This is a genomic window from Streptomyces sp. NPDC091682 (genome assembly GCF_044756625.1).
Lineage (GTDB): Bacteria > Actinomycetota > Actinomycetes > Streptomycetales > Streptomycetaceae > Streptomyces.
Genome location: NZ_JBIVTH010000006.1, coordinates 99,990 through 120,344, shown reverse-complemented (window position 1 = coordinate 120,344; position 20,355 = coordinate 99,990). Strand labels below are relative to the sequence as shown.

The 20,355-nt window shown below is 72.4% G+C and carries 18 protein-coding genes; 9 read left to right on the top strand and 9 right to left on the bottom strand.

Going from position 1 to position 20,355, the window contains the following annotated elements:
- Positions 1–100 precede the first annotated feature (100 nt).
- Both ACIQK6_RS15880 and ACIQK6_RS15875 read left to right on the top strand, forming a co-directional pair.
- Positions 101–1,099, top strand: a complete 999-nt coding sequence (locus ACIQK6_RS15880; RefSeq protein ID WP_329098978.1) for a DUF5937 family protein — start codon at positions 101–103, stop codon at positions 1,097–1,099.
- A 180-nt stretch (positions 1,100–1,279) separates the two neighbouring features.
- Positions 1,280–2,320, top strand: a complete 1,041-nt coding sequence (locus tag ACIQK6_RS15875; protein WP_329098979.1) for a glycoside hydrolase family 6 protein — start codon at positions 1,280–1,282, stop codon at positions 2,318–2,320.
- A 48-nt stretch (positions 2,321–2,368) separates the two neighbouring features.
- On the opposite strand, the gene ACIQK6_RS15870 is transcribed toward ACIQK6_RS15875, so the two are convergent.
- From ACIQK6_RS15870 to ACIQK6_RS15840, 7 genes are all read right to left on the bottom strand, one after another.
- Positions 2,369–4,345: a galactose oxidase-like domain-containing protein gene (locus tag ACIQK6_RS15870; RefSeq protein ID WP_402694967.1), complete on the bottom strand. Its 1,977-nt coding sequence runs from the start codon at positions 4,343–4,345 to the stop codon at positions 2,369–2,371.
- A gap of 2 nt (positions 4,346–4,347) precedes the next feature.
- Positions 4,348–6,108 (bottom strand): glycosyltransferase family 2 protein, encoded by a 1,761-nt coding sequence (locus tag ACIQK6_RS15865; protein WP_402694966.1) that lies wholly within the window; start codon positions 6,106–6,108, stop codon positions 4,348–4,350.
- A 195-nt stretch (positions 6,109–6,303) separates the two neighbouring features.
- Complete coding sequence (locus ACIQK6_RS15860) at positions 6,304–6,933, bottom strand: TetR/AcrR family transcriptional regulator (RefSeq protein WP_329098982.1); 630 nt, start codon at positions 6,931–6,933, stop codon at positions 6,304–6,306.
- Entirely contained in the window at positions 6,930–7,619 is a 690-nt protein-coding gene (locus ACIQK6_RS15855) for a DUF4166 domain-containing protein (RefSeq protein WP_329098983.1), read from the bottom strand. Before ACIQK6_RS15855 ends, ACIQK6_RS15860 begins: the two co-directional genes overlap by 4 nt.
- A complete protein-coding gene (locus ACIQK6_RS15850) occupies positions 7,616–8,314 on the bottom strand; it encodes a hypothetical protein (protein WP_329098984.1) in 699 nt (232 codons plus the stop codon). Before ACIQK6_RS15850 ends, ACIQK6_RS15855 begins: the two co-directional genes overlap by 4 nt.
- Positions 8,315–8,488: 174 nt before the next feature.
- The gene (locus ACIQK6_RS15845; RefSeq protein ID WP_150259427.1) at positions 8,489–8,785 is read right to left on the bottom strand and encodes an MTH1187 family thiamine-binding protein; all 297 of its coding nucleotides are present in this window, start codon (positions 8,783–8,785) and stop codon (positions 8,489–8,491) included.
- The gene (locus ACIQK6_RS15840; RefSeq protein ID WP_329098985.1) at positions 8,782–9,126 is read right to left on the bottom strand and encodes a DUF3817 domain-containing protein; all 345 of its coding nucleotides are present in this window, start codon (positions 9,124–9,126) and stop codon (positions 8,782–8,784) included. The genes ACIQK6_RS15845 and ACIQK6_RS15840 overlap by 4 nt, the downstream gene beginning before the upstream one ends.
- A gap of 197 nt (positions 9,127–9,323) precedes the next feature.
- Between ACIQK6_RS15840 and ACIQK6_RS15835 the strand changes: the two genes are divergently transcribed.
- The 5 genes from ACIQK6_RS15835 to ACIQK6_RS15815 all read left to right on the top strand — a co-directional run bounded on the left by ACIQK6_RS15835 (position 9,324) and on the right by ACIQK6_RS15815 (position 12,719).
- Positions 9,324–9,962 (top strand): AIM24 family protein, encoded by a 639-nt coding sequence (locus ACIQK6_RS15835; protein WP_030009698.1) that lies wholly within the window; start codon positions 9,324–9,326, stop codon positions 9,960–9,962.
- On the top strand, positions 9,962–10,612 hold the full coding sequence (locus ACIQK6_RS15830; protein ID WP_402694965.1) for an AIM24 family protein: 651 nt from the start codon (positions 9,962–9,964) through the stop codon (positions 10,610–10,612). The genes ACIQK6_RS15835 and ACIQK6_RS15830 overlap by 1 nt, the downstream gene beginning before the upstream one ends.
- A gap of 11 nt (positions 10,613–10,623) precedes the next feature.
- A complete protein-coding gene (locus ACIQK6_RS15825) occupies positions 10,624–11,436 on the top strand; it encodes an AIM24 family protein (protein WP_402695027.1) in 813 nt (270 codons plus the stop codon).
- Between the two features lie 64 nt (positions 11,437–11,500).
- Entirely contained in the window at positions 11,501–12,004 is a 504-nt protein-coding gene (locus ACIQK6_RS15820) for a MarR family transcriptional regulator (RefSeq protein ID WP_329107631.1), read from the top strand.
- Positions 12,005–12,134: 130 nt separating this feature from the next.
- Entirely contained in the window at positions 12,135–12,719 is a 585-nt protein-coding gene (locus tag ACIQK6_RS15815) for a PepSY domain-containing protein (protein ID WP_329098986.1), read from the top strand.
- Positions 12,720–12,800: 81 nt separating this feature from the next.
- Here the strand turns inward: ACIQK6_RS15815 and meaB are convergent, their stop codons facing one another.
- Both meaB and ACIQK6_RS15805 read right to left on the bottom strand, forming a co-directional pair.
- Positions 12,801–13,763 carry a methylmalonyl Co-A mutase-associated GTPase MeaB gene (gene meaB, locus ACIQK6_RS15810; protein WP_402694964.1) on the bottom strand — a complete coding sequence of 321 codons (963 nt, stop codon included), beginning with the start codon at positions 13,761–13,763 and terminating at the stop codon, positions 12,801–12,803.
- A gap of 104 nt (positions 13,764–13,867) precedes the next feature.
- Positions 13,868–15,067, bottom strand: coding sequence for an acetyl-CoA C-acetyltransferase (locus ACIQK6_RS15805; protein ID WP_329098988.1), 1,200 nt, complete (start codon positions 15,065–15,067; stop codon positions 13,868–13,870).
- Positions 15,068–15,202: 135 nt separating this feature from the next.
- Here ACIQK6_RS15805 and mce point away from each other — a divergent pair, with 135 nt between their 5' ends.
- Positions 15,203–15,631, top strand: a complete 429-nt coding sequence (mce, locus tag ACIQK6_RS15800; protein ID WP_008738238.1) for a methylmalonyl-CoA epimerase — start codon at positions 15,203–15,205, stop codon at positions 15,629–15,631.
- Between the two features lie 192 nt (positions 15,632–15,823).
- On the top strand, positions 15,824–20,314 hold the full coding sequence (scy, locus tag ACIQK6_RS15795; RefSeq protein WP_402694963.1) for a polarized growth protein Scy: 4,491 nt from the start codon (positions 15,824–15,826) through the stop codon (positions 20,312–20,314).
- Positions 20,315–20,355 lie beyond the last annotated feature (41 nt).

Genomic DNA, 20,355 nt, shown 5'->3' with positions numbered 1-20,355 from the left:
TGGTGGTGCAGAGTCCTCACGTCGCCGGCAACATCGTCGGCACCGGCGTCGTGGGCGGCACTGGCATCGCGCGGGACGGGGAAGGGGAGGGAGCGCCGGGATGGGGTTGCACCACTACTTCGGGCACGAGGACCTGCTGCGGTGCCGCTTCGCGCTCTCGCCCGCATGGGAGACGCAGGAGGCGGTCCGCACCCTGAACCGCCCGGACCGGCAGGGCTACCACCTGCCCTGGCTGCGGCGGATCCGCGCCGCAGCCGACGGGCTGGACCTGCGGCCGCTGTGGCTGCTGATGCCGCACCACGGGCACAGCGCGGACTTCATCGGCCCGCCGCCCAGCGGCCCCGGGGTCTCCTTCGAGGAGGAGATCGCGCTGATCCGCGGGGCGGATCCGGACCTGGCGCGCGAGGACATCCGCCAGTCGCTGGCCTGTACACCCGGCGCCCTCGACAGCGACCTGGGCCGGTCGCTGCTGGCCGATCCGGCCCGGGCCGTGCGGGACCTGGCCGATCTGCTGGAACGGTCCTGGAGCGTGCTGATCGAGCCGCACTGGCCGCGGCTGCGGGCCCTGCTGGAGGCGGACATCCTCTTCCACTCGCGCCGCCTCGCGGCCGGCGGTCTGCAGTCCCTCTTCGACGGGCTGCACCCGAGCCTCTCCTGGGACGCCGCCTCCCTGACCCTGACCATCGACCGGCCCACCAGTCACCACGAGCGCGTCCTGGGCGGCCGGGGACTGCTCCTGATGCCGAGCGCCTTCATCTGGCCGGGGATCGCGGGCGGTTTCGACGCGCCCTGGCAGCCCACCATCGTCTACCCGGCCCGCGGCATCGGCGCTCTGTGGACCCCGGCCCGGGAGAACACCCCGGACGTGCTCGCCCAGCTGCTGGGCCGGGCCCGGGCCGAGGTGCTGTGCGCGCTGGAGGAACCGGCCTCCACCACGGCGCTGGCCCACCGGCTCGGTCTGGCCCCGTCCACGGTCTCGGCCCATCTGGGGGTCCTGCGGGCGGCGGGGCTGCTCATCTCCGCACGCCACGGCCGCCAGGTCCGCTACGAGCGCACCCCGCTGGCGATCGCGCTCACCACGGGCGACCCGGCCCCCTGAGCCCGGCCGACCAGCTCGGCGACCTCGTCCGCCCTACCCGGCCGGCTCGTCCGCCCTGCCCGGCCGGCTCGGCCCGCCCGCACCTGCCGCCGGTGTCGCACAGCCATGCCAACTATCCGACATGTCAACATATCCCGGTATCTCGCTCCGCTGCCCGACCCTTCGTCCCGAGGAAGCCGGATGCCCCCCGCCGCTCACAGGCCGCGTTTTCGCACCACCGCCCCCGTCCTCGGCCTCCTCGCGCTCCTCGCCGCGGCCCCCGCCTGCGGCGGCGAGCCCGCACCCGAGCCGGGGACCCCCGCCGTCACGCCCGCGGCGCCCTCCGCCATCGTCGCGGCCGAGGAGTCCCCGTTCTGGGTGGACCCGCACAGCGACGCCGCCCGGCAGGTCGCGGCCTGGGAGGCGGCGGGCCGCAACAGCGACGCCCAGGTGCTGCGCAGGATCGCGGACCGCCCTCTCACCCTGTGGGGACCCGGCGGCGACCCCGGCCCCGAGATCCGCCGGGCCAGGGCGGGAGCCCGGGCCACCGGGCGGACCCTGCTGCTCGCCGCGTACAACATCCCCTACCGGGACTGCGGTCAGCACTCGGCAGGCGGCGCCCCCGACGCCCGGGCCTACCGCAGTTGGATCGGCGCCTTCGCCGACAACATCGAGGACACCAAGGCCGTCGTCGTCCTGGAGCCGGACGCCATCGCGCACATCATCGACGGCTGCACCCGGCCCGAGCACCACGCCGAGCGCTACCAGCTGCTCTCCGAGGCCGTCGACCGGTTGAAGAAGAACCCCAACACCAAGGTCTATCTGGACGCCGGCAACCCGGCCTGGATCCCCAACCCCATGGACCTGGTCGACCCGCTCTTCAAGGCGGGCCTCGACCGCGCCGACGGCTTCGCCCTCAACGTCTCCAACTTCCAGCCCGACGCGGCCGCCCGGGCCTACGGCGCCAAGATCTCCAAGGGCACCAGCGGCAAGCACTTCGTCATCGACACCAGCCGCAACGGCGACGGCCCGCTGCCCGGCAACCGCACCCAGGCCTGGTGCAATCCGCCGGGCCGGGCGCTCGGGGCGCCGCCGACCGACAAGACGGGCGACCCGCTCGTCGACGCGTACCTCTGGGTCAAGCGGCCCGGCGAGTCCGACGGGACCTGCCGCGGCGGCCCGTCCGCCGGCACCTGGTGGCCGGACTACGCCCTGGGGCTGGCCCGCCGCGCCAGGGAATGACGGGGGGTGTCCCGTCGGTCGGGCCCTGCGCGACCGGCCGGACAGCTCCTACGGGGCCGCCGGCTGCGGGGCCTCGACCCGGAGCCACTTCGCCACCGAGGGCGTCCCGTCGCCATCGGTCACGAACAGCATGTACCAGCCCGGCGGCACCAGCGTCGGATCCTGCGGCACCTCGACCGTGACCGAGTCGTCCGTCTTGGTCAGCCCGAGTTCGATCGAGCGCTGTTCCACGTCCGTGGTGTGCGTGACCGCGCTCGGCCGCATCAGGCGGGCCCGCTCGATCCGCTCCGGGTGCGCGGCGGCGAAGGTAGCCCGCCCGTCCGCGTCGAACTCCTTCGGCCCCTCGCCCAGGACGGGCCGCCGGTCCTCGCCGCGGTAGAGGTACGGGGGCGAGTACACCTCCAGCCGGTGCTCGAACTTCCCGAGCCTGGTGTTGTCCTTGTCGGCGAAGAGCGGGTCCGAGCCGAAGGTCGCCACGCGCCCGTCGGGCAGCAGCAGCGCCTCGGAGTGGTAGTTGCGGCCCACGGTCGGATCGGCTGCGGCCACGAAGGAGTCGGTGCGCGGGAAGTAAAACTGCGCCTTGTGGATGTCGCTGGCGCCGCGGCCGCGGTAGTCGGCGGAGCCGCCCGTGGTGAAGACCGAGTCGTCCGGCAACAGCACGCTGCTCAGGTAGCGGGTGGCGCGCGGCAGCCGCGCCGAGGACCGGAAGACCGGATTCTCCTCCTTCAGGTCCACGATCGCGGTCCGGCTGGAGGAGAGCTTGGACTCGCCGACCCCGCCGCCGCCGAGGACCATCACCTTCTGCTCCTGGGCGGGCGGCAGCAGGAGCGAGGCGGAGGTCTCCAGCCGGTCCGGCTCCGCGAGCCCGCCCACCTTCTTGAACTCGTTGGTCGCAAGGTCCCACACGCCCGGCTCGCGCCCCTTGGTCTTCGGACCGTAGCCCGCGTTGGAGCCGGTGTAGAGGAGCTTGCCGCTCTGCATCAGGAAGAGCGCGGGATAGGTCGGGAAGTAGTGGAAGGGGGCCTTGGACCACTTCTTCGTCCGCGGGTCGTAGTACTCGTTGTCGCCGGGCACCACGTCGCCCACGTCGTTGAGCCCGGAGACCGCGAGCACCCGCCCGTCCTCCAGGGTCACGAGGGTCGGGTACCAGCGGGCGTCGCTCATCGGGTCGACGCGCAGGTACTTCTCCGCCACCGGGTCGAACTCGTACGCCGACTTGATGCCCTGGAAGTCCTGCTTGTCGGCGCTCAGCCGCTCCGCGAGCCCGTAGACGTTGTCGGCGTCCTTGCCGGTCAGCCCGACCACCTCGTACTGCGCGGCCTCCGTCGTCAGCCCCTCGGCGCCGGGCTTCACCGCCTCCACGAAGACCCGCGACTCGGCGGCGACCACGGTGGTGCGCCACGGCATGACCTGCCCGCCGCGTCCGTAGGTGATCTCGAACTTCTTCTCGGCCTTCGGCACGACCACGTCGAACTTCGCCTCGTACTCCACCCCGGACGGAGAGCGGAACCGGGTGCCCTTGCGCAGCTTGACGATCTTGTCGGGGTTCTCGTTCTTGACCCGCATCCGGCCGCCCGCGCGGGTGACCTTCCCGTGGAGGACCTCGTACCGGGCGGTGCCACCGGCCACCAGCAGCCGCCCGTCGGGCAGCTGGCTGTGCCCGGCGCAGAAGAAGTCCTCCGGTGTCGGGATCTTCTTGAAGCTGTCGTCCTTCGGGTCCCACAGGACGGTGTCGAAGGTTCCCTTGTCGAAGTTCTTCTGGTTGTTGCCGCTGCCGGCGATGAGCAGCACCTTGCCCGTGTGCAGGAGGGCCGCGTGCATGGCGTTGATCCGGTACTCCTCGGGGAGCCCGATGAGGTCCCACGACCCGTACTGGATCCGGTAGCTGGTCTGCCCGATCTTGTACGCGTGGTACTTGTCCTCGGCGAAGGAGATCGCGGCGGGCGCGTTGAGCGCGACGAGCACCAGCACGGCGGCGGCGCCCAGGGCGGACTTCTTGAACTTCTTCGACGGCCGGTAGTCCATGCTCAGTTCCCTCCTGTCGCCCGGACGTACGCCGGCTCCTCACCCGGCTCGGAGCCCGGGTCCGCCGCGCCCCCGGGTCCCGTCCGGCCGCGCGTCATGCACCACACGGCGACCGGGGCGAGCGCGATGGCCAGCGCCAGCACCGCCCAGACGCGCATGGCGACGTGCGTGTGGTCGAAGTAGACGGACGCCAGGAGCGAGACGATCAGGACGGCGGCCCAGAAGAGGTGGATGCGGAAGGTCATCAGCCGGTCGGGGCTGGCGTCGCCGCCCTTGGGGGTGACGACGAAACGGCCCTCGGTGCGCAGCACCGCCGAGCCGAGTGACCTGAGGTAGACGGGCGCGCAGACCGCGGACAGGGCCATGCCCGCGACACCTCCGGAGCCGGCCGGTTCGTGGGGGGAGACGTTGTGGCGGCGGTTCCACAGGTAGAGGCCCACCTGGAGGGCGGCCGCGTCGGCGTAGAGCATCAGCCAGACCTTGGAGGAGACCTGGGTGCCGGAGGCCCCGAACCACAGGAAGAGGGCGCAGCTGAGGACGCCGAGCAGCCAGTTCACGGCGGTCATCGGGTAGTAGACGAGCATCAGCGTGTAGTTGAGCCGGCGCCCGGCGGGCATCGTGAAGAGGCCCTTGCGGTACTGCTTGAACAGGGTCTCGTAGGTGCCCCGCGACCAGCGCAGCTGCTGGGTGAAGAGGTCGGTCCAGGAGGCGGGTCCCTCGCCGACGGCCAGCACGTCGGGGGTGTAGACGGAACGCCAGAACCGCCCCGTGGCGGGGTTCTTGCGGCGGTGGAGCTCGAAGCCGGTGGCCATGTCCTCGGTGATGGAGTCGTAGAGCCCGCCGACCTGTCGCAGGGCGCTGATCCGTACGGTGTTGTTGGTGCCGACGAACATGGGGGCGCCGTACCGGTTGCCGGCGCGCTGGATCAGGGCGTGGAAGAGGTACTGCTGGGACTCGGCGGCTTTGGTGACGGCCTCGGTGTAGTTGCCGTAGACCTGCGGGCCGACGACGAAGGCGACGTCGGGGTCGCGGAAGAAGCCGAGCATCCGCTCCAGGTAGTTCGGGAGGGGGACGTGGTCGGTGTCGACGGAGGCGAAGAACTCGTAGTCGTCGCCGTGCCGCTCCAGCCAGGCGTTGTAGTTGCCGTGCTTGGTCTTCGCCCGGTGGGGGCCCTTCTTCGTGTTCCACTCGGGCACTCCCCTGCGGGTGAAGTGCCGTACGCCGAGCTTCGCGCACAGCGCCCGGGCCTCGGGGTCGTCGCCCTCGTCCAGGAGCCATACGTCCAGCCGCCCGTCGTGGCGGACGCGCCGCGCGCCCCGGAGGGTGGCCCGCAGCATGGCGAGGGGCTCTTTGCCGGGAACGTAGGTCGTCAGGAACGCGACGCGGGTACCGGGCTCGGGCGGTACGGGGACGGGGTCGCGGGCGGCCATCGTGGCGTGCGCGATCGACACCACGTTCACCAGCGTGAACAGCATGATCAACGCGACGGAGCAGAGCATCATGGCATCGCAGACGACCAGCCAGCGGGCGGCGCCCTCCCGGACGGTCCAGTGGGTGGGCCAGACCAGGTAGAGCAGCAGTCCGGCCGCGGCCACCGGCGCGAGCGTCATGAGGGCGATCGCCCGTATTCGGGTGCGGACCTCCTCGCGCGAGAGGAGGGAGCGGTACTCCACCCGGTGGACGCCGCCCGGGCCGGGAGCCGGCTGCGCGAACGGACCGGCGAGGCGGCTGTGCGTCTCGTAGTCGAAGCCTTCCGGCGCCACGGTCCCTCCCGGTGCTCGATCCCGAGGCCTGTACCCCCACGAAAGGTGACGGACCCGGTCGTGTCGAACGGGGATCGGCCGACCGGGCGGTCCTTCCTCAGGTCCGGGGCCACAGGGCCGTACGGGTGACGTGCGCGACCGGCGGGGTCGGCGCGGCCACCGCGAGCCCGACCCGATTGGCAAGGCACCCCCGGGTCAGCGGGTGCCGCGCCGCAGGCCGTGGCGCACCACGCGCTGGCTCAGGGAGCCGAGGCCCTCCAGCACGGCGGCCAGCCCGGCGAGCTGTTCCAGCGCGGCGAACGCGCTGCCGGCTCCCCCCGGGTCCACCCCTTCGTACAGCTCGATGCCGATGAACGAGGCGGCCGTGGCCCGGGCCAGCCCGGCCGGGTCGGCATACCCCTCCAGCGGGGTCGCCGACAGCAGCCGGGTGAGGACCTCCTCCAGCTCCGCGATCCACAGCCCGAGCCCGTCGGCGGTGGCGGCGGCCAGGACGGGCGAGGTCTGCCCGGCGGCCAGTAGCTGCCCGAGCAGGGCGACGTTCCCGGCGGCCCGCTCCTCCTCGTGCATGGCGCGGGCGAACTCCAGCAGCTCGGCGAGGCTGCCCAGGGCGGCGAGCCGGTCGCGGTAGCGGGCCACCCGCTGCTCGGCGCCGTACCGGCAGGCCGCGGCGAGCAGCTCGTCCACCGAGCCGAAGTGGTAGAAGATCAGGCCCTGTCCCACCCCGGCGGTGGCCGCGACGGTACGGGCGGAGGCCTTGGCGATGCCCTGCTCGGCCACGGTGCGCAGGGCCCCTTCGAGCAGCTTCTCCTTGGTGGCGGCGCTCATGCCCGGACCTCCTCGCGGACCGGGCGCAGGTCGCCGCAGAGCCCGCTCGCCCACCGGTCGCGGGCGTCGACGTACTGCGCGGTGAAGGTGCCCTCGTAGCCGAAGAGCGGTCCGAAGCGGCGGTTGACCACCCGTACCCGGATCCGGAACCGGCCGGTGGTCTCGTCGAAGGACTCGCGGACCTCGGCGTCGCCGCCGATGAGGTCGGGGACACGGACGTCGATGCGGCCCTCGCGGAAGCGGTGTTCGCCGGAGCGGATGAGCAGCGAGCCGTCGGGCTCGGCGCTCATGTGGAGGTCGCTGGCGAGGTGCTGGTGGGTGCCCAGGTAGTCGAGGACGCAGTCGCGTTCGGGGCTGTGGACCATCGTGGCGTCGAAGCGGTGGGCTCCGCCGGGCAGCTGGAAGGTCCGTACGAAGGTGACGGTCTCGCGCCCGAAGGAGTCGAGGTAGGGGAGGTTCTCGATGACGAAGGGGACGTTCCGTCCCTCGTGCGGCACCAGGATGTTCCGTACGCCACCGAGCCGGAGGAAGGGCTTCACGTAAGCGGGGCCGTGCCAGATCCGCTCCATGGTGCCGCGGCCGATGCAGCCCTCGCCGCTCGCGAGCCCCACCGAGAAGCGGCGCTGGATCTGCGGGTGCAGGCGGTCGAACGCGGCGCCCATGTGGGCCCGGAAGATGGAGGTCACGACGGCTCCAGGGTGCTCAGCAGGCGGGGTGCGCGGGCGGGGGTGCGGCCGGGCGGGGTGCGCAGGCAGCGGCGGGCGGCCGGGGTGCCGGGCAGCGGCGGCAGCAGCAGGGCGGCGGCCAGGACGAGCAGGGCGGCCGGTAGCGGCGCGTACAGCAGGGCGGCCACGGACAGCAGGACGCGCAGCGCGCCCTCGCCGATCGCACGGGCGAGCGCGCGGCCCGGGGTGGTCCCGCGCTCGCACCACAGCCGCAGCCGGTCGAAGGACCAGGCCGTGGCCCAGCCCATGAGCGGGCGGAACACGAGCCGGTCGGCGAGGGCGCCGAAGCGACCCCAGCGCGGCTGGTAGTCGTAGCCGGTGAGGAAGCGGATCCCGTCGGGGCCCGGGACGTAGCGCCAGTACCCGCTGCCCTCGGCGAGCAACGACAGCGGGTGCTCCGAGGCGAACCGCAGGGCCGAGACCCGGCTGCCGTCGGACCGGTGGCGTTCCCCGGCGGAGATCCCGGTCCCCTCGACGGAGAGGAACGGCAGCACGCGGGTCGCGTACCGGAACCGTTGGGGCTCGCCCTCGGCGCACGGGAGGTGGTCGATGGAGGTGAAGCGCAGGTCCCACCGCTGGTGCTGCGCCGGGTCCTGGCTGCGCTCCCACAGCTCGTCCATGCCGACCCGGATCCGCGTCTCGACGTACAGGCCCATCGCCCCCCCGTGCCGCGAATTGAGCGATCGCTCAACCGGCACCTTAGGGGAAGTTGAGCGCTCGCTCAAGACACGCCCGTCCAGCTCCCCGGGGCATGCGAAAGCGCCCCCGGCCCGCTGTGGGCCGGGGGCGCTTTCGGAAGTACCGGTGGGACGAGGACCGGTGAGGGCGGCTCAGCCCTCGGCCAGGTGCCGCTCCACCGTCTCGACCTTGGAGGTGATCCCGTCGTGGACCCCGGGGCGGATGTCGGCCTTCAGGATGAAGGAGACGCGCGGCGCCCGTTCCTCGACGGCCGCCACCGCACGCCGGACCACGTCCATGACCTCGTCCCACTCGCCTTCCACGGTGGTGAACATCGCGTCGGTGCGGTTCGGCAGCCCGGACTCGCGGACCACCCGCACCGCGTCGGCGACGTACTCGCCGACTTCTTCGCCGACCCCCAGCGGGGTGACCGAGAACGCGACGATCATGCGTCGGCCGCCTCGCGCGCACGGGCCGCGACGACGCTGTCGGCCTCGTCGCGCTTGAGGAGCTTGTCGCCGTACAACCCGCCGAAGGGCACCAGCGCGAGCGCGAAGAAGAGGAGGGCCTTCTTGAAGGGCCACTTCGCCTTGTTCCAGACGTCCAGCAGGAAGACCGCGTACAGGACGAACAGGATCCCGTGGATGGCGCCGAGCGGCATCATCAGGTAGTCGATGTCCGAGATCCGGCTCAGCAGCGAACCGAAGATCAGCAGGGCCGGGAACGACAGCGCCTCCGGAACGGAGACGAGGCGCAGTCGGTGCAGGGCGGAGGCGGTCTTGATGTCCACGTGGAACCTTCGGGGTGGAGGCCAGGGTCCTTCCCAGTGTCTCAGCCGCTTTACGGGATCTTGACCCGGCCCCTCCCCCACCGCGGCCCGCGCGGGAGGTCCGGTACCCCGTACGGTCGCACCGATATCTCCTGGGTGTGGCATATATCAGCCACGAGGCCCTGTTCGGGTTCGCCCGCTGCCGATAACGTCTCCCCGTGGCTCAGTTCCGACTCCAAGGCAGCAAGGTGCTGGCCGTCGACCTGACCGGGGACGCCGTGAAAGCGAAGAACGGCTCCATGGTCGCGTACGACGGGCAGATGGCCTTCAAGAAGATGACCGGCGGCGGCGAAGGCCTCCGCGGCATGGTGACCCGCCGGCTGACCGGCGAACAGATGACAGTGATGGAAGTGCAGGGGCACGGCACCTGCTTCTTCGCCGACCGCGCGAGCGAGATCAACCTGGTCAACCTGCGCGGCGAGAAGCTCTACGTCGAGTCCAGCAACCTGCTGTGCACCGACGCCGGCCTGCGCACCGGCACCACCTTCACCGGCCTGCGCGGTGCGACGACGGGCAACGGCCTGTTCACCACCACCGTCGAGGGCTCGGGCCAGGCCGCGATCATGTCCGACGGCCCGGCCGTGGTGCTGCGCGTGAGCGCCCAGTACCCGCTGTCCGTCGACCCCGGTGCGTACATCGCGCACACCGGCAACCTCCAGCAGTCCTTCCAGTCCGGTGTGAACTTCCGCACACTCATCGGCGAGGGCTCCGGCGAGGCGTTCCAGATCCGCTTCGAGGGCGAGGGCCTGGTCTACGTGCAGCCCAGCGAGCGCAACACCGTCGGGGGCGACATCTGATGCCGTTCCGCGAGATCAACTCGAAGATGGTCGAGGCCCAGGTGATCCCGGGTCAGAAGATGTACAGCCAGCGCGGCGCCATGCTCGCGTACCGCGGCGAGGTCTCCTTCACCCCGAGCCTGACGGGCGGTCAGGGCGGGGTCATGGGCATGATCGGGCGCCGGGTGGCGAACGAGCAAACCCCGCTGATGGCGGTCGAGGGCAGCGGCACCGTGATGTTCGGCCACGGCGGCCACCACATCCAGGTCATCAACCTGACCGGCGAGACGCTCTACGTCGAGGCCGACCGGCTGCTCGCCTTCGACGGCGCCCTCCAGCAGGGCACGATGTTCATGGGCTCCCAGGGCGGGGTCATGGGCATGGTCCGCGGCCAGGTGACCGGCCAGGGCCTCTTCACCACCACGCTCAAGGGCCACGGCTCCGTCGCCGTGATGGCCCACGGCGGGGTCATAGAACTGCCGATCACCCCGCAGCGCCCGATCCACGTGGACCCGCAGGCGTACGTCGCCCACCACGGTGACGTGCGCAACAAGCTCTCCACCGCGCTCGGCTGGCGGGACATGGTGGGGCGCGGCTCGGGCGAGGCGTTCCAGCTGGAGCTGTCCGGCCAGGGCGCGGTGTACGTACAGGCCTCCGAGGAGAAGCTGTGAACTTTGGCCCCGTGACCGGCGGACCGGGCGGCGCTGGCAGTCCAACGGTCTACGACCCGTACACGCTGCCCTCCGACGACAACGTGAACGCGTACACCTTCTGCGTGGAGCTCAAGGGGAACCAGTGGTTCCTGCAGAAGGGCAAGATGATCTCGTACTACGGGCACATCGAGTTCAACGGCATCGGCAACGGCCGCTTCGACCGCCTGCTGCGCACCAGCTTCCACTCGCCGCTGCACGCCAGTGACTGGGTGGTCGCCGAGGGCTCGGGCAAGATGCTGCTGGCCGACCGGGCCTTCGACGTGAACTCGTACGACCTGGACAACGGCAACCTGACGATCCGGTCGGGCAACCTGCTCGCGTACCAGCCCTCGCTCGCCCTCAAGCAGTCGATCGTCCCGGGCTTCCTGACGCTGATCGGAACCGGGAAGTTCGTGGCGGCGTCCAACGGACCGGTGGTGTTCATGGAGCCGCCGCTGCGCGTGGACCCGCAGGCGCTGGTGGGTTGGGCGGACTGCCCCTCGCCGTGCCACCACTACGATCACGGCTACATGACGGGTGTGATGGGCGGACTGCGCTCGCTGACCGGCATAGGCGGCAGCTCGGGCGAGGAGCACCAGTTCGAGTTCGTCGGTGCGGGGACGGTGCTGCTCCAGTCGTCGGAGATGCTGATGGCGGAGCAGGCGATCGGCGCGGTCGGTGCCGGGGCGGCCACGGGCAACGCACAGGGCGTTCCCGGGGCCGGTCAGGGTCCGATGGGGCAGCTGGGTGTGCCGCGGATGCCGGGGCAGCTGGGTGATCTCCAGCGCCGCCTCGGACTGTGACCCACCCGACCTGAGATTTTTGTACGCAATTCAACTTTTTAGGTAGAGTTCATTCATGGAGACCATGGAGACCGAAACGGCCGCCCTCCCCCAGACTCCGCCCGGGGGGACCCCCTGGCTGACCGACGCCGAGCAGTGCGCCTGGCGCACCCACCTGGACGTCAGCCGGCTGCTGATGCACCAGCTGGAAAAGGATCTCCAGCCCTTCGGGCTCACCAACAACGACTACGAGATCCTCGTGAACCTCTCGGAGTCGCAGGACCACCGGATGCGGATGAGCGATCTCGCGACCGCCACGCTGCAGTCCAAGAGCCGGCTGTCGCACCAGATCACGCGCATGGAGACGGCCGGTCTGGTCCGCCGGGTGAACTGCGAGTCCGACCGCCGCGGCCTGTTCGCGGTGCTCACGGACGAGGGCATGGAAACGATGCGACGCGTCGCCCCGCACCACGTGGCGTCCGTCCGCCGGCACTTCATCGACCTGCTGCCGCCGGAGGCCCTGGCGGCGCTGCGCGCCTCGCTGACCCCGGTCGCGGAGCACCTGCGCGACAACCGCGGCAAGGTCTGAGGCCGGGGCCGTCCGGGCAGCGCTGGGCCCCACGGGCTCGCCGCGCCCCGGACGGCCATCGGCCCGACAATGGCGGGGAACGCTCGCTGCCGGCCCTGTGTCCGTGGGCCGGCCTGAGGAGGTCCAGCCCATGAAGCGCAACGTGTTCGTCTCAGCGGCCGCGTCCGTGGCCCTGCTGGTCGCGGGCCCCGCGGCGACCGCCGCCGCGGTCTCCGCCGACCTGGCGGGAACCGCCCCCGCGGCCGCCGCCGCCAAGGCCGACGTCACGGCCGAGCAAGCCCTCGCCGCCGCACTGAAGGACTACCCCGGCGTCGTCGAGTCCCTCGACCGCGACGGCAACGTCTGGCACGTGGACGTGATCACCAAGGACGGCAAGGGCCACGCCGAGCTGGAGGTCGACGCCGCCACGGGCAAGGTCTCCCGGCAGAACGTGGACACCGACGAGAACCCCGGCGAACACAAGGGGCTGATCGCGGCCAAGATCACCGCGGCACAGGCCGCCAAGGCCGCCGTGGCCGCCCACCCGGGCACGACGTGGACCGTCGAATGGGACTCCGGTGACAACGGCAAGGCCCCGTACTGGCACGTCGAGGTCAAGGGTTCCGACGGCAAGACGTGGAACGGGTCCGTGGACCCCACGACTGGCAAGGTCACCGCACAGTCCGACTCGGACTCCGACTCCGACTCCGATTCGGACTCGGACGAGAACTCCTGACGCACCGGGGCCGGGGCCCGGCAGCGGCGCCGCACGCGCCCTGCCGGGGCCCGGCCCGGTGTTTCGAGTCCTACGCCTGGCCTACGCCTCCGTCAACGTCGTCAGCAGCGCGTCCGCCGCCGCGTACGGGTCCAGCTCGCCCACGGCCACCCTCGCGGCCAGAGCGCCCAGGTGCGCGTCCCCGTGCACGTCCGCCATCCGCGCCCGCAGCGCCGTCACGGCGATCGTCTCGACCTCCCGGGCCGCCCGGGCCGCCCGGCGCTGGGCCAGCACGCCGCGCTCGTCCATCCACGCCCGGTGCTTCTCCAGCGCCTCGACCAGCTCGTCGATGCCCTGGCCGCGGGCCGCGACCGTCTTCACGATCGGCGGCCGCCAGTCGTCCCGGCCCCGGGCCTCGCCCAGGCCCAGCATGTGGTTCAGCTCCCGGGCGGTGGCGTCCGCGCCGTCCCGGTCCGCCTTGTTGACCACGTAGACGTCACCGATCTCCAAGATGCCCGCCTTGGCGGCCTGGATCCCGTCCCCCATGCCGGGGGCCAGCAGCACCACCGAGGTGTCGGCCTGCGAGGCGATCTCCACCTCCGACTGTCCGACACCGACCGTCTCGACCAGGATCACCTCGCAGCCGGCCGCGTCCAGCACCCGGATCGCCTGCGGGGCGGCCCAGGCGAGCCCGCCCAGGTGGCCGCGGGTGGCCATGGATCGGATGTAGACCCCGGGGTCCGAGGCATGGTCCGACATCCGCACCCGGTCGCCGAGCAGCGCCCCGCCCGAGAAGGGCGAGGACGGGTCGACGGCGAGGACGCCGACCCGCTTGCCGGCCTTGCGGTACGCGGACACGAGCGCCGAGGTCGAGGTCGACTTGCCGACGCCCGGCGACCCCGTCAGCCCCACCACGTACGCACCGCCCGTCAGCGGGGCCAGCGCGGCCATCACCTCGCGCAGCTGCGGGGACGCCCCCTCGACCAGCGAGATCAGCCGGGCCACCGCTCTCGGCCGGCCCTCACGGGCCTGGGCCACCAGCTGGGGGACGTCCACCGCCGTCATACGTGCTGCGCTCCTCGGTTCTCGTACGGGATGCGTGCGGGCCACCGGGCCCGGGGAAGAGGGTCCGCCGGGCCCCCGCATCGGGGCCCGGCGGCCTGGCGTGCCTACTTGGCGACGCGGACGATCAGCGCGTCGCCCTGACCGCCGCCGCCGCACAGGGCGGCCGCGCCGACGCCGCCGCCGCGGCGCTTCAGCTCCAGCGCCAGGTGCAGCACCACACGGGCGCCGGACATGCCGATCGGGTGCCCCAGGGCGATGGCGCCACCGTTGACGTTCACCTTTTCCGGGGTCACGCCGAGGTCCTTCATTGACTGCACGGCGACCGCCGCGAAGGCCTCGTTGATCTCGATGAGGTCCAGGTCGGAGACCTCGAGGCCCTCCTTCTTCAGCGCGTGCAGGATCGCGTTCGACGGCTGCGACTGGAGCGAGTTGTCGGGACCGGCCACATTGCCGTGGGCGCCGATCTCGGCGATCCACTCCAGGCCGAGCTCCTCGGCCTTCGCCTTGCTCATCACGACCACGGCGGCGGCGCCGTCGCTGATCTGGGAGGAGGTACCGGCGGTGATCGTGCCGTCCTTGGCGAAGGCCGGACGCAGCTTGCCGAGGGACTCCACGGTGGTCTCGGGGCGGATGCCCTCGTCCGCCGAGAAGATCACCGGGTCGCCCTTGCGCTGCGGGATCTCCACGGGCACGATCTCGGCCTCGAAGACGCCGTTCTTCTGCGCGGCCGCGGCCCGCTGGTGCGAGGCGGCGGCGAACTCGTCCTGCGGCGCGCGCTCGATGCCCAAGCGGGTGTTGTGCTTCTCGGTGGACTCGCCCATCGCGATGTTCTCGAAGGCGTCGGTGAGGCCGTCGTAGGCCATCGCGTCCAGCATCTCGACGGCGCCGTACTTGTAGCCCTCGCGGGTCTTGGGCAGCAGGTGCGGGGCGTTGGTCATGGACTCCTGACCACCCGCGACCACGATGTCGAACTCACCGGCGCGGATCAGCTGGTCGGCCAGCGCGATCGCGTCCAGGCCCGAGAGGCACACCTTGTTGATCGTGAGCGCGGGCACGTTCATCGGGATGCCGGCCTTGACCGCCGCCTGGCGGGCGGGGATCTGGCCCGCGCCGGCCTGCAGCACCTGGCCCATGATCACGTACTGCACCTGGTCGCCGGAGATCCCGGCCCGGTCCAGCGCGGACTTGATGGCGAAGCCGCCGAGGTCGGCACCCGAGAAGGACTTCAGCGAGCCGAGCAGCCGCCCCATGGGCGTGCGGGCCCCGGCGACGATCACAGAAGTGGTGTTGTTCGATCCGGACATGAGGCACAGCCCCTTGGATGAGGAGTGAACGAGGGTTTACGTGAATGTACTGGGCGGTACCGCAGCGGTCATCGGGCTGCCGGTGTGATCGCGCGCACGTTGCGTGACGGCCCCCTTCGGCGGTGCACTGTCACCATGCTGACAAGAATCGACCACATCGGGATCGCCTGCTTCGACCTGGACAAGACTGTCGAGTTCTACCGTGCCACGTACGGCTTCGAGGTGTTCCACTCCGAGGTCAACGAGGAGCAGGGTGTCCGCGAGGCCATGTTGAAGATCAACGAGACGTCCGACGGCGGCGCCTCGTACCTCCAGCTCCTGGAGCCCACCCGCGAGGACTCCGCCGTTGGCAAATGGCTGGCCAAGAACGGCGAGGGCGTCCACCACATCGCCTTCGGCACCGAGGACGTCCAGGGGGACTCCGAAGCCATCCGCGGCAAGGGCGTCCGCGTCCTCTACGACCAGCCCCGCACCGGCTCCATGGGCTCCTCCATCACCTTCCTGCACCCCAAGGATTGCCACGGAGTCCTCACCGAACTGGTCACCTCGAACCCCGAGCACTGACGGACCACTGATGGCCCGATTCCCCGGCCGGTAGAGTGGCCATGGCTCGGCCGGGGTTCGGTGCGGAGACGGGGTCGGGGCCTGTGACCCCTGCCCCGGTATCTGACACCATTCCCCCGGGGGCGTCGTTCAGCGGGCGAGCGATGCTCATTGGAAGTGAGCTTGCGACCAGGGGACGGATGGGACCGCGCTGTGCGGGGCTACGAAAGCCAGGAGAGCTATCAGGCCGAGGCCGACCATCTCTCGCGCTTCGAGGCCGAGATGGAGCGGCTGAAGAAGGAGCGCGGGAAGGCCGTCCAGCACGCTGAGGACCTGGGGTACCAGGTCGAGGTGTTGCGGGCCAAGCTTCACGAGGTACGACGCGCTCTTGCGTCCCGACCCGCCTACGACGGCGCGGACATGGGGTACCAAGCGGAGCAGCTGCTCCGCAATGCCCAGATCCAGGCCGACCAGATGCGTTCCGACGCGGAGCGCGAGCTCCGTGACGCCCGGGCCCAGACCCAGCGCATCCTCCAGGAGCACGCCGAGCACCAGGCGCGCCTGCAGGCCGAGCTGCACGCCGAGGCCGTCAACCGCCGCCAGCGCCTGGACCAGGAGCTGGGCGAGCGGCGCCAGACCGTCGAGGCCCACGTCAACGAGAACGTGGCCTGGGCCGAGCAGTTGCGCGCCCGTACGGAGTCCCAGGCCCGCCGGCTCATGGAGGAGTCCCGCGCCGAGGCCGAGCAGTCGCTGAACGCCGCCCGCGCGGAAGCCGCCCGGATCGCCGAGGAGACCCGGCGCCGGATGGCCGGGGACGCCGAGACCGCTCGTGCGGAGGCCGAGGCCACGCTGCTGCGCGCCCGCAAGGAGGCCGAGCGGCTGCTGACCGCCGCGTCCGCGCAGGCCCAGGAGGCCAGTGAGCACGCGGAACGGCTGCGCTCCACCACCAGCGCCGAGGCCGAGCACACCCGCCAGCAGACCCTGGACCTCGGCCGGATCGCCGAATCCCGCGTGCAGGAAGCCGATTCCGCGCTGCGCGGGGCCCGCGCGGAGGCGGAAAAGCTCCTCGCGGAGGCGAAGGAGAGCGCCACCCGGCAGCTGACGTCGGCGGAGTCGGTCAACGAGCAGCGCACCCGCACCGCCAAGGAGCAGGTCGCCCGGCTGGTCGGCGAGGCCACCAAGGAGGCCGAGGCCCTCAAGGCGGAGGCCGAGCAGGTCCTGGCCGACGCCCGCGCGGACGCCGAGCGGCAGCGCACCGAGGCCGGCGAGCAGGCCCGTACGGCTGCGGCCGAGGACATGGCGGCGCAGCTGGCGAAGGCCGCCCGCACCGCCGAGGACGTACTGAACAAGGCCTCGGAGGACGCCCGGGCCACCACCCGGGCCGCGTCCGAGGAGGCCGAGCGGATCCGCCGCGAGGCCGAGACCGAGGCCGACCGGCTGCGCCTGCAGGCGGCGGCCACGGCCGACGAGCTCAAGGGCGCGGCGAAGGACGACACCGAGGAGTACCGGGCCCGTACGGTCGAGCTCCAGTCGGAGGCCCGGCGGCTGCGCGGCGAGGCCGAGCAGCTGCGCGCCGAGGCCGTCGCCGAGGGCGAGCGGATCCGCGGCGAGGCCCGCCGTGAGGCCGTCCAGCAGATCGAGGAGGCGGCCCGGACCGCCGAGGAACTGCTCGGCAAGGCCAAGGCGGACGCCGACGAGCTGCGCGGCGGCGCGACCGCCGAGAGCGAGCGGGTGCGCGCCGAGGCCGTGGAGCGGGCCGGCATGCTGCGCAAGCAGGCCGAGGAGACCCTGGAGCGGACCCGCGCCGAGGCCGAGCGGCTGCGCACCGAGGCCGAGGAGCAGGCCGAGGGCGTACGGGCCGAGGCGGACGCGGCTGCCGCCGCCCGGCGCCAGGAGACCGAGCAGGCGCTGGCCGCCAAGCGGGCGGAGGCCGACGAGGAGCTCGTACGGCTGCACACGGAGGCCGAGACCCGGCTGACGACGGCCGAGCAGACGCTGCGTGACGCCCGTGGTGCGGCGGAGAACATCCGCCGGGAGACCACGGAGGAGAACGACCGGCTGCGTGCCGAGGCGGCGGAGCGGATCCGCACGCTGCAGGCGCAGTCGGAGGTCGAGGCCGACCAGCTGCGCACCGAAGCGGCGCAGGACGCCGGCCGGGTGCGCGCCGAGGCCGAGCAGTCCGCCGTGCGCCTGCGCGGTGAGGCCGAGGCCGAGGCCGAACGGGTGCGCTCGGAGGCCCAGGAGACCGCGGACCGGCTGCGCGCGGAGGCGAAGGCCGCCGCCGAGCGGGTCGCCGAAGAGGCCGCGGAGGCGCTGGCCGCCGCACAGGAGGAGGCCGCCCGGCGCCGCCGGGAGTCCGAGGAGACCCTGGCGTCGGCACGCACCGACGCGGACAACGAGCGGGCGCAGGCCCGCGAGCAGAGCGAGGAACTGCTGGCGCAGGCCCGCAAGCGCTCCGAGGAGGCGCAGGCCGAGGCGGTCTGGCTGACCGAGGAGGCCGAGCGGCGCGCGTCGGAGGTCGTCTCTGCTGCGGAGGCCACCGCCCAGCAGGTACGGGACTCCGTGGCCGGGCTGCACGAGCAGGCCGAGGAAGAGATCGCCGGACTGCGCAACGCCGCCGAACACGCGGCGGAGCGCACGAAGACGGAGGCCGAGGAAGAGGCCGGCCGGGTCCGCAGCGACGCCTACGCGGAGCGGGAGCGGGCCACCGAGGACGCCAACCGGGTCCGCAGTGAGGCGCGGGCCGAGACGGACGCGGCAAAGGCACTGGCGGAGCGTACGGTCGCCGAGGCCATCGCCGAGGCGGAGCAGCTGCGCAGCGACACCGCCGAGTACGCGCAGCGGGTGCGTACGGAGGCCACGGACGCGCTGGCCTCCTCCGAGCGGGACGCGTCCCGGACCCGGGCCGACGCCCGGGCCGACGCGAACCGCATCCGCGGCGAGGCGGCGGAGTCCCTGGAGGCCTCCCGCGCCGAGGGCGCCCGGATCACGGCCGAGGCGACGGCGGAGGCCGAACGGATCACCGCCGAGGCGGCCGAGGCCGCCGAGGCCGTCCGCACCGAGGCCGCCAACAGCCTGGACGAGGCTCGGGCCGAGGGCAACCGGCTGCGTACCGAGGCCGCGGAGCAGGTCGACCGGCTCATCAGCGAGGCCGCGGCGGAGGCCGACCGGCTCACCGACGAGACCCGCGCCGCGAACGCGGTGACCGTCGGCGAGGCGACGCTGGAGGCCGAGCGGCTCACCACCGCGGCGACCCGGCTCAAGGCGCAGGCGGCCGAGACCCTCGCGAGCGCCGAGCGCGACGCCGCGCGGATCATGGTCGACTCGCGCGCCGAGGGCGACCGGCTGATCGACGAGACCCGCGTGGCCAACGCGGCCACCGTCGGCGAGGCCACGGCGGAGGCCGACCGGCTGCGCGCCGAGGCGGCCCAGGTGCTGGACGAAGCCCGTGCGGAGGGCGGCCGGATCATCGGCGAGGCCACCGCGGAGGCGGATCGGGTCACGGCCGCGGCGAACGAGACCCTGGCGGGCGCCGAGCGCGATGCCGAGCAGACGCTGGACGAGGCGCGCGCCGAGGCGAACCGGCTGCGCACCGAGGCGGCCGAGCAGGCGGACCGGCTCGTCACCGAGGCCATCTCCGAGACGGAGAAGCTCACCGAGCAGACCCGCAAGGACAACGAGCGCACGGTCGGCGAGGCGGCCGGCGAGGCCGAGCGGCTGCGCGCGGACGCGTCGGAGGCGCTGTCCTCGGCGCAGGAGCACGCGACCCGCACCCGGTCGGAGGCCGAGCGGGTCAAGGCCCAGGCTGCGGCCGAGGCGGAGCGCACCCGCAGCGAGGCCCGTGCCGAGTCCGAGCGGCTGCTCGACGAGGCGCGCGAGGCGGCCAACAAGCGCCGCACCGAGGCCGCGGAGCAGGTCGACCGGCTCATCACCGAGGCCGCGGCGGAAGCCGACAAGCTCACGGCCGATGCGCAGAAGCAGGCCCTCGCCGCCACCACGGCGGCCGAGGAGCAGGCCGACGCGATGGTCGACGCGGCCCGCAAGGAGGCCGTGCGGATCACCTCCGAGGCGACCGTCGAGGGCAACTCCATGGTGGAGAAGGCCCGTACGGACGCGAACGAGCTGCTGGTCGGCGCGCGCACGGACGCGGCTGCCATAAGGGAACGGGCGGAGGAGCTGCGCGGCCGCGTCGAGGGCGAGGTCGAGGAGCTGCACGAGCGGGCCCGCCGGGAGTCGGCGGAGCAGATGAAGTCGGCCGGCGAGCGCGTGGACAAGCTGGTGCGCGCGGCGACGGAGCAGAGCGTCGAGGCCGAGGCGAAGGCCAAGGAGCTGGTGTCGGACGCGAGCAGCGAGGCGAGCAAGGTGCGCATCGCGGCGGTCCGCAAGGCGGAGGCGCTCCTCAAGGAGGCCGAGCAGAAGAAGGCGGAGCTGGCCCGGGAGGCCGAGAGCGCGCTCGCCGAGGCCAAGGCGGAGGCCGAGCGCCTCGTCGAGGAGGGCCGCCGCGAGCTGGAGGTCCTCGTCCGCAGGCGGCAGGACATTCAGGGGGAGATCTCCCGTGTCCAGGACGTTCTTGAGGCGTTGGAGTCATTCGAGGCGCCTTCGGGCGGCGGAAAGCCGGCGGTCGGCAGCCAGGGCACGGGGGGCGTGAAGGCCGGAGTGACTGCGGGATCCACTCGTTCGGGTGGCAAGTCGTCGGAGGGGTAGCCAAATGCTCCGAGGTGTGTGCACCTGATGAAGGTTCAGGC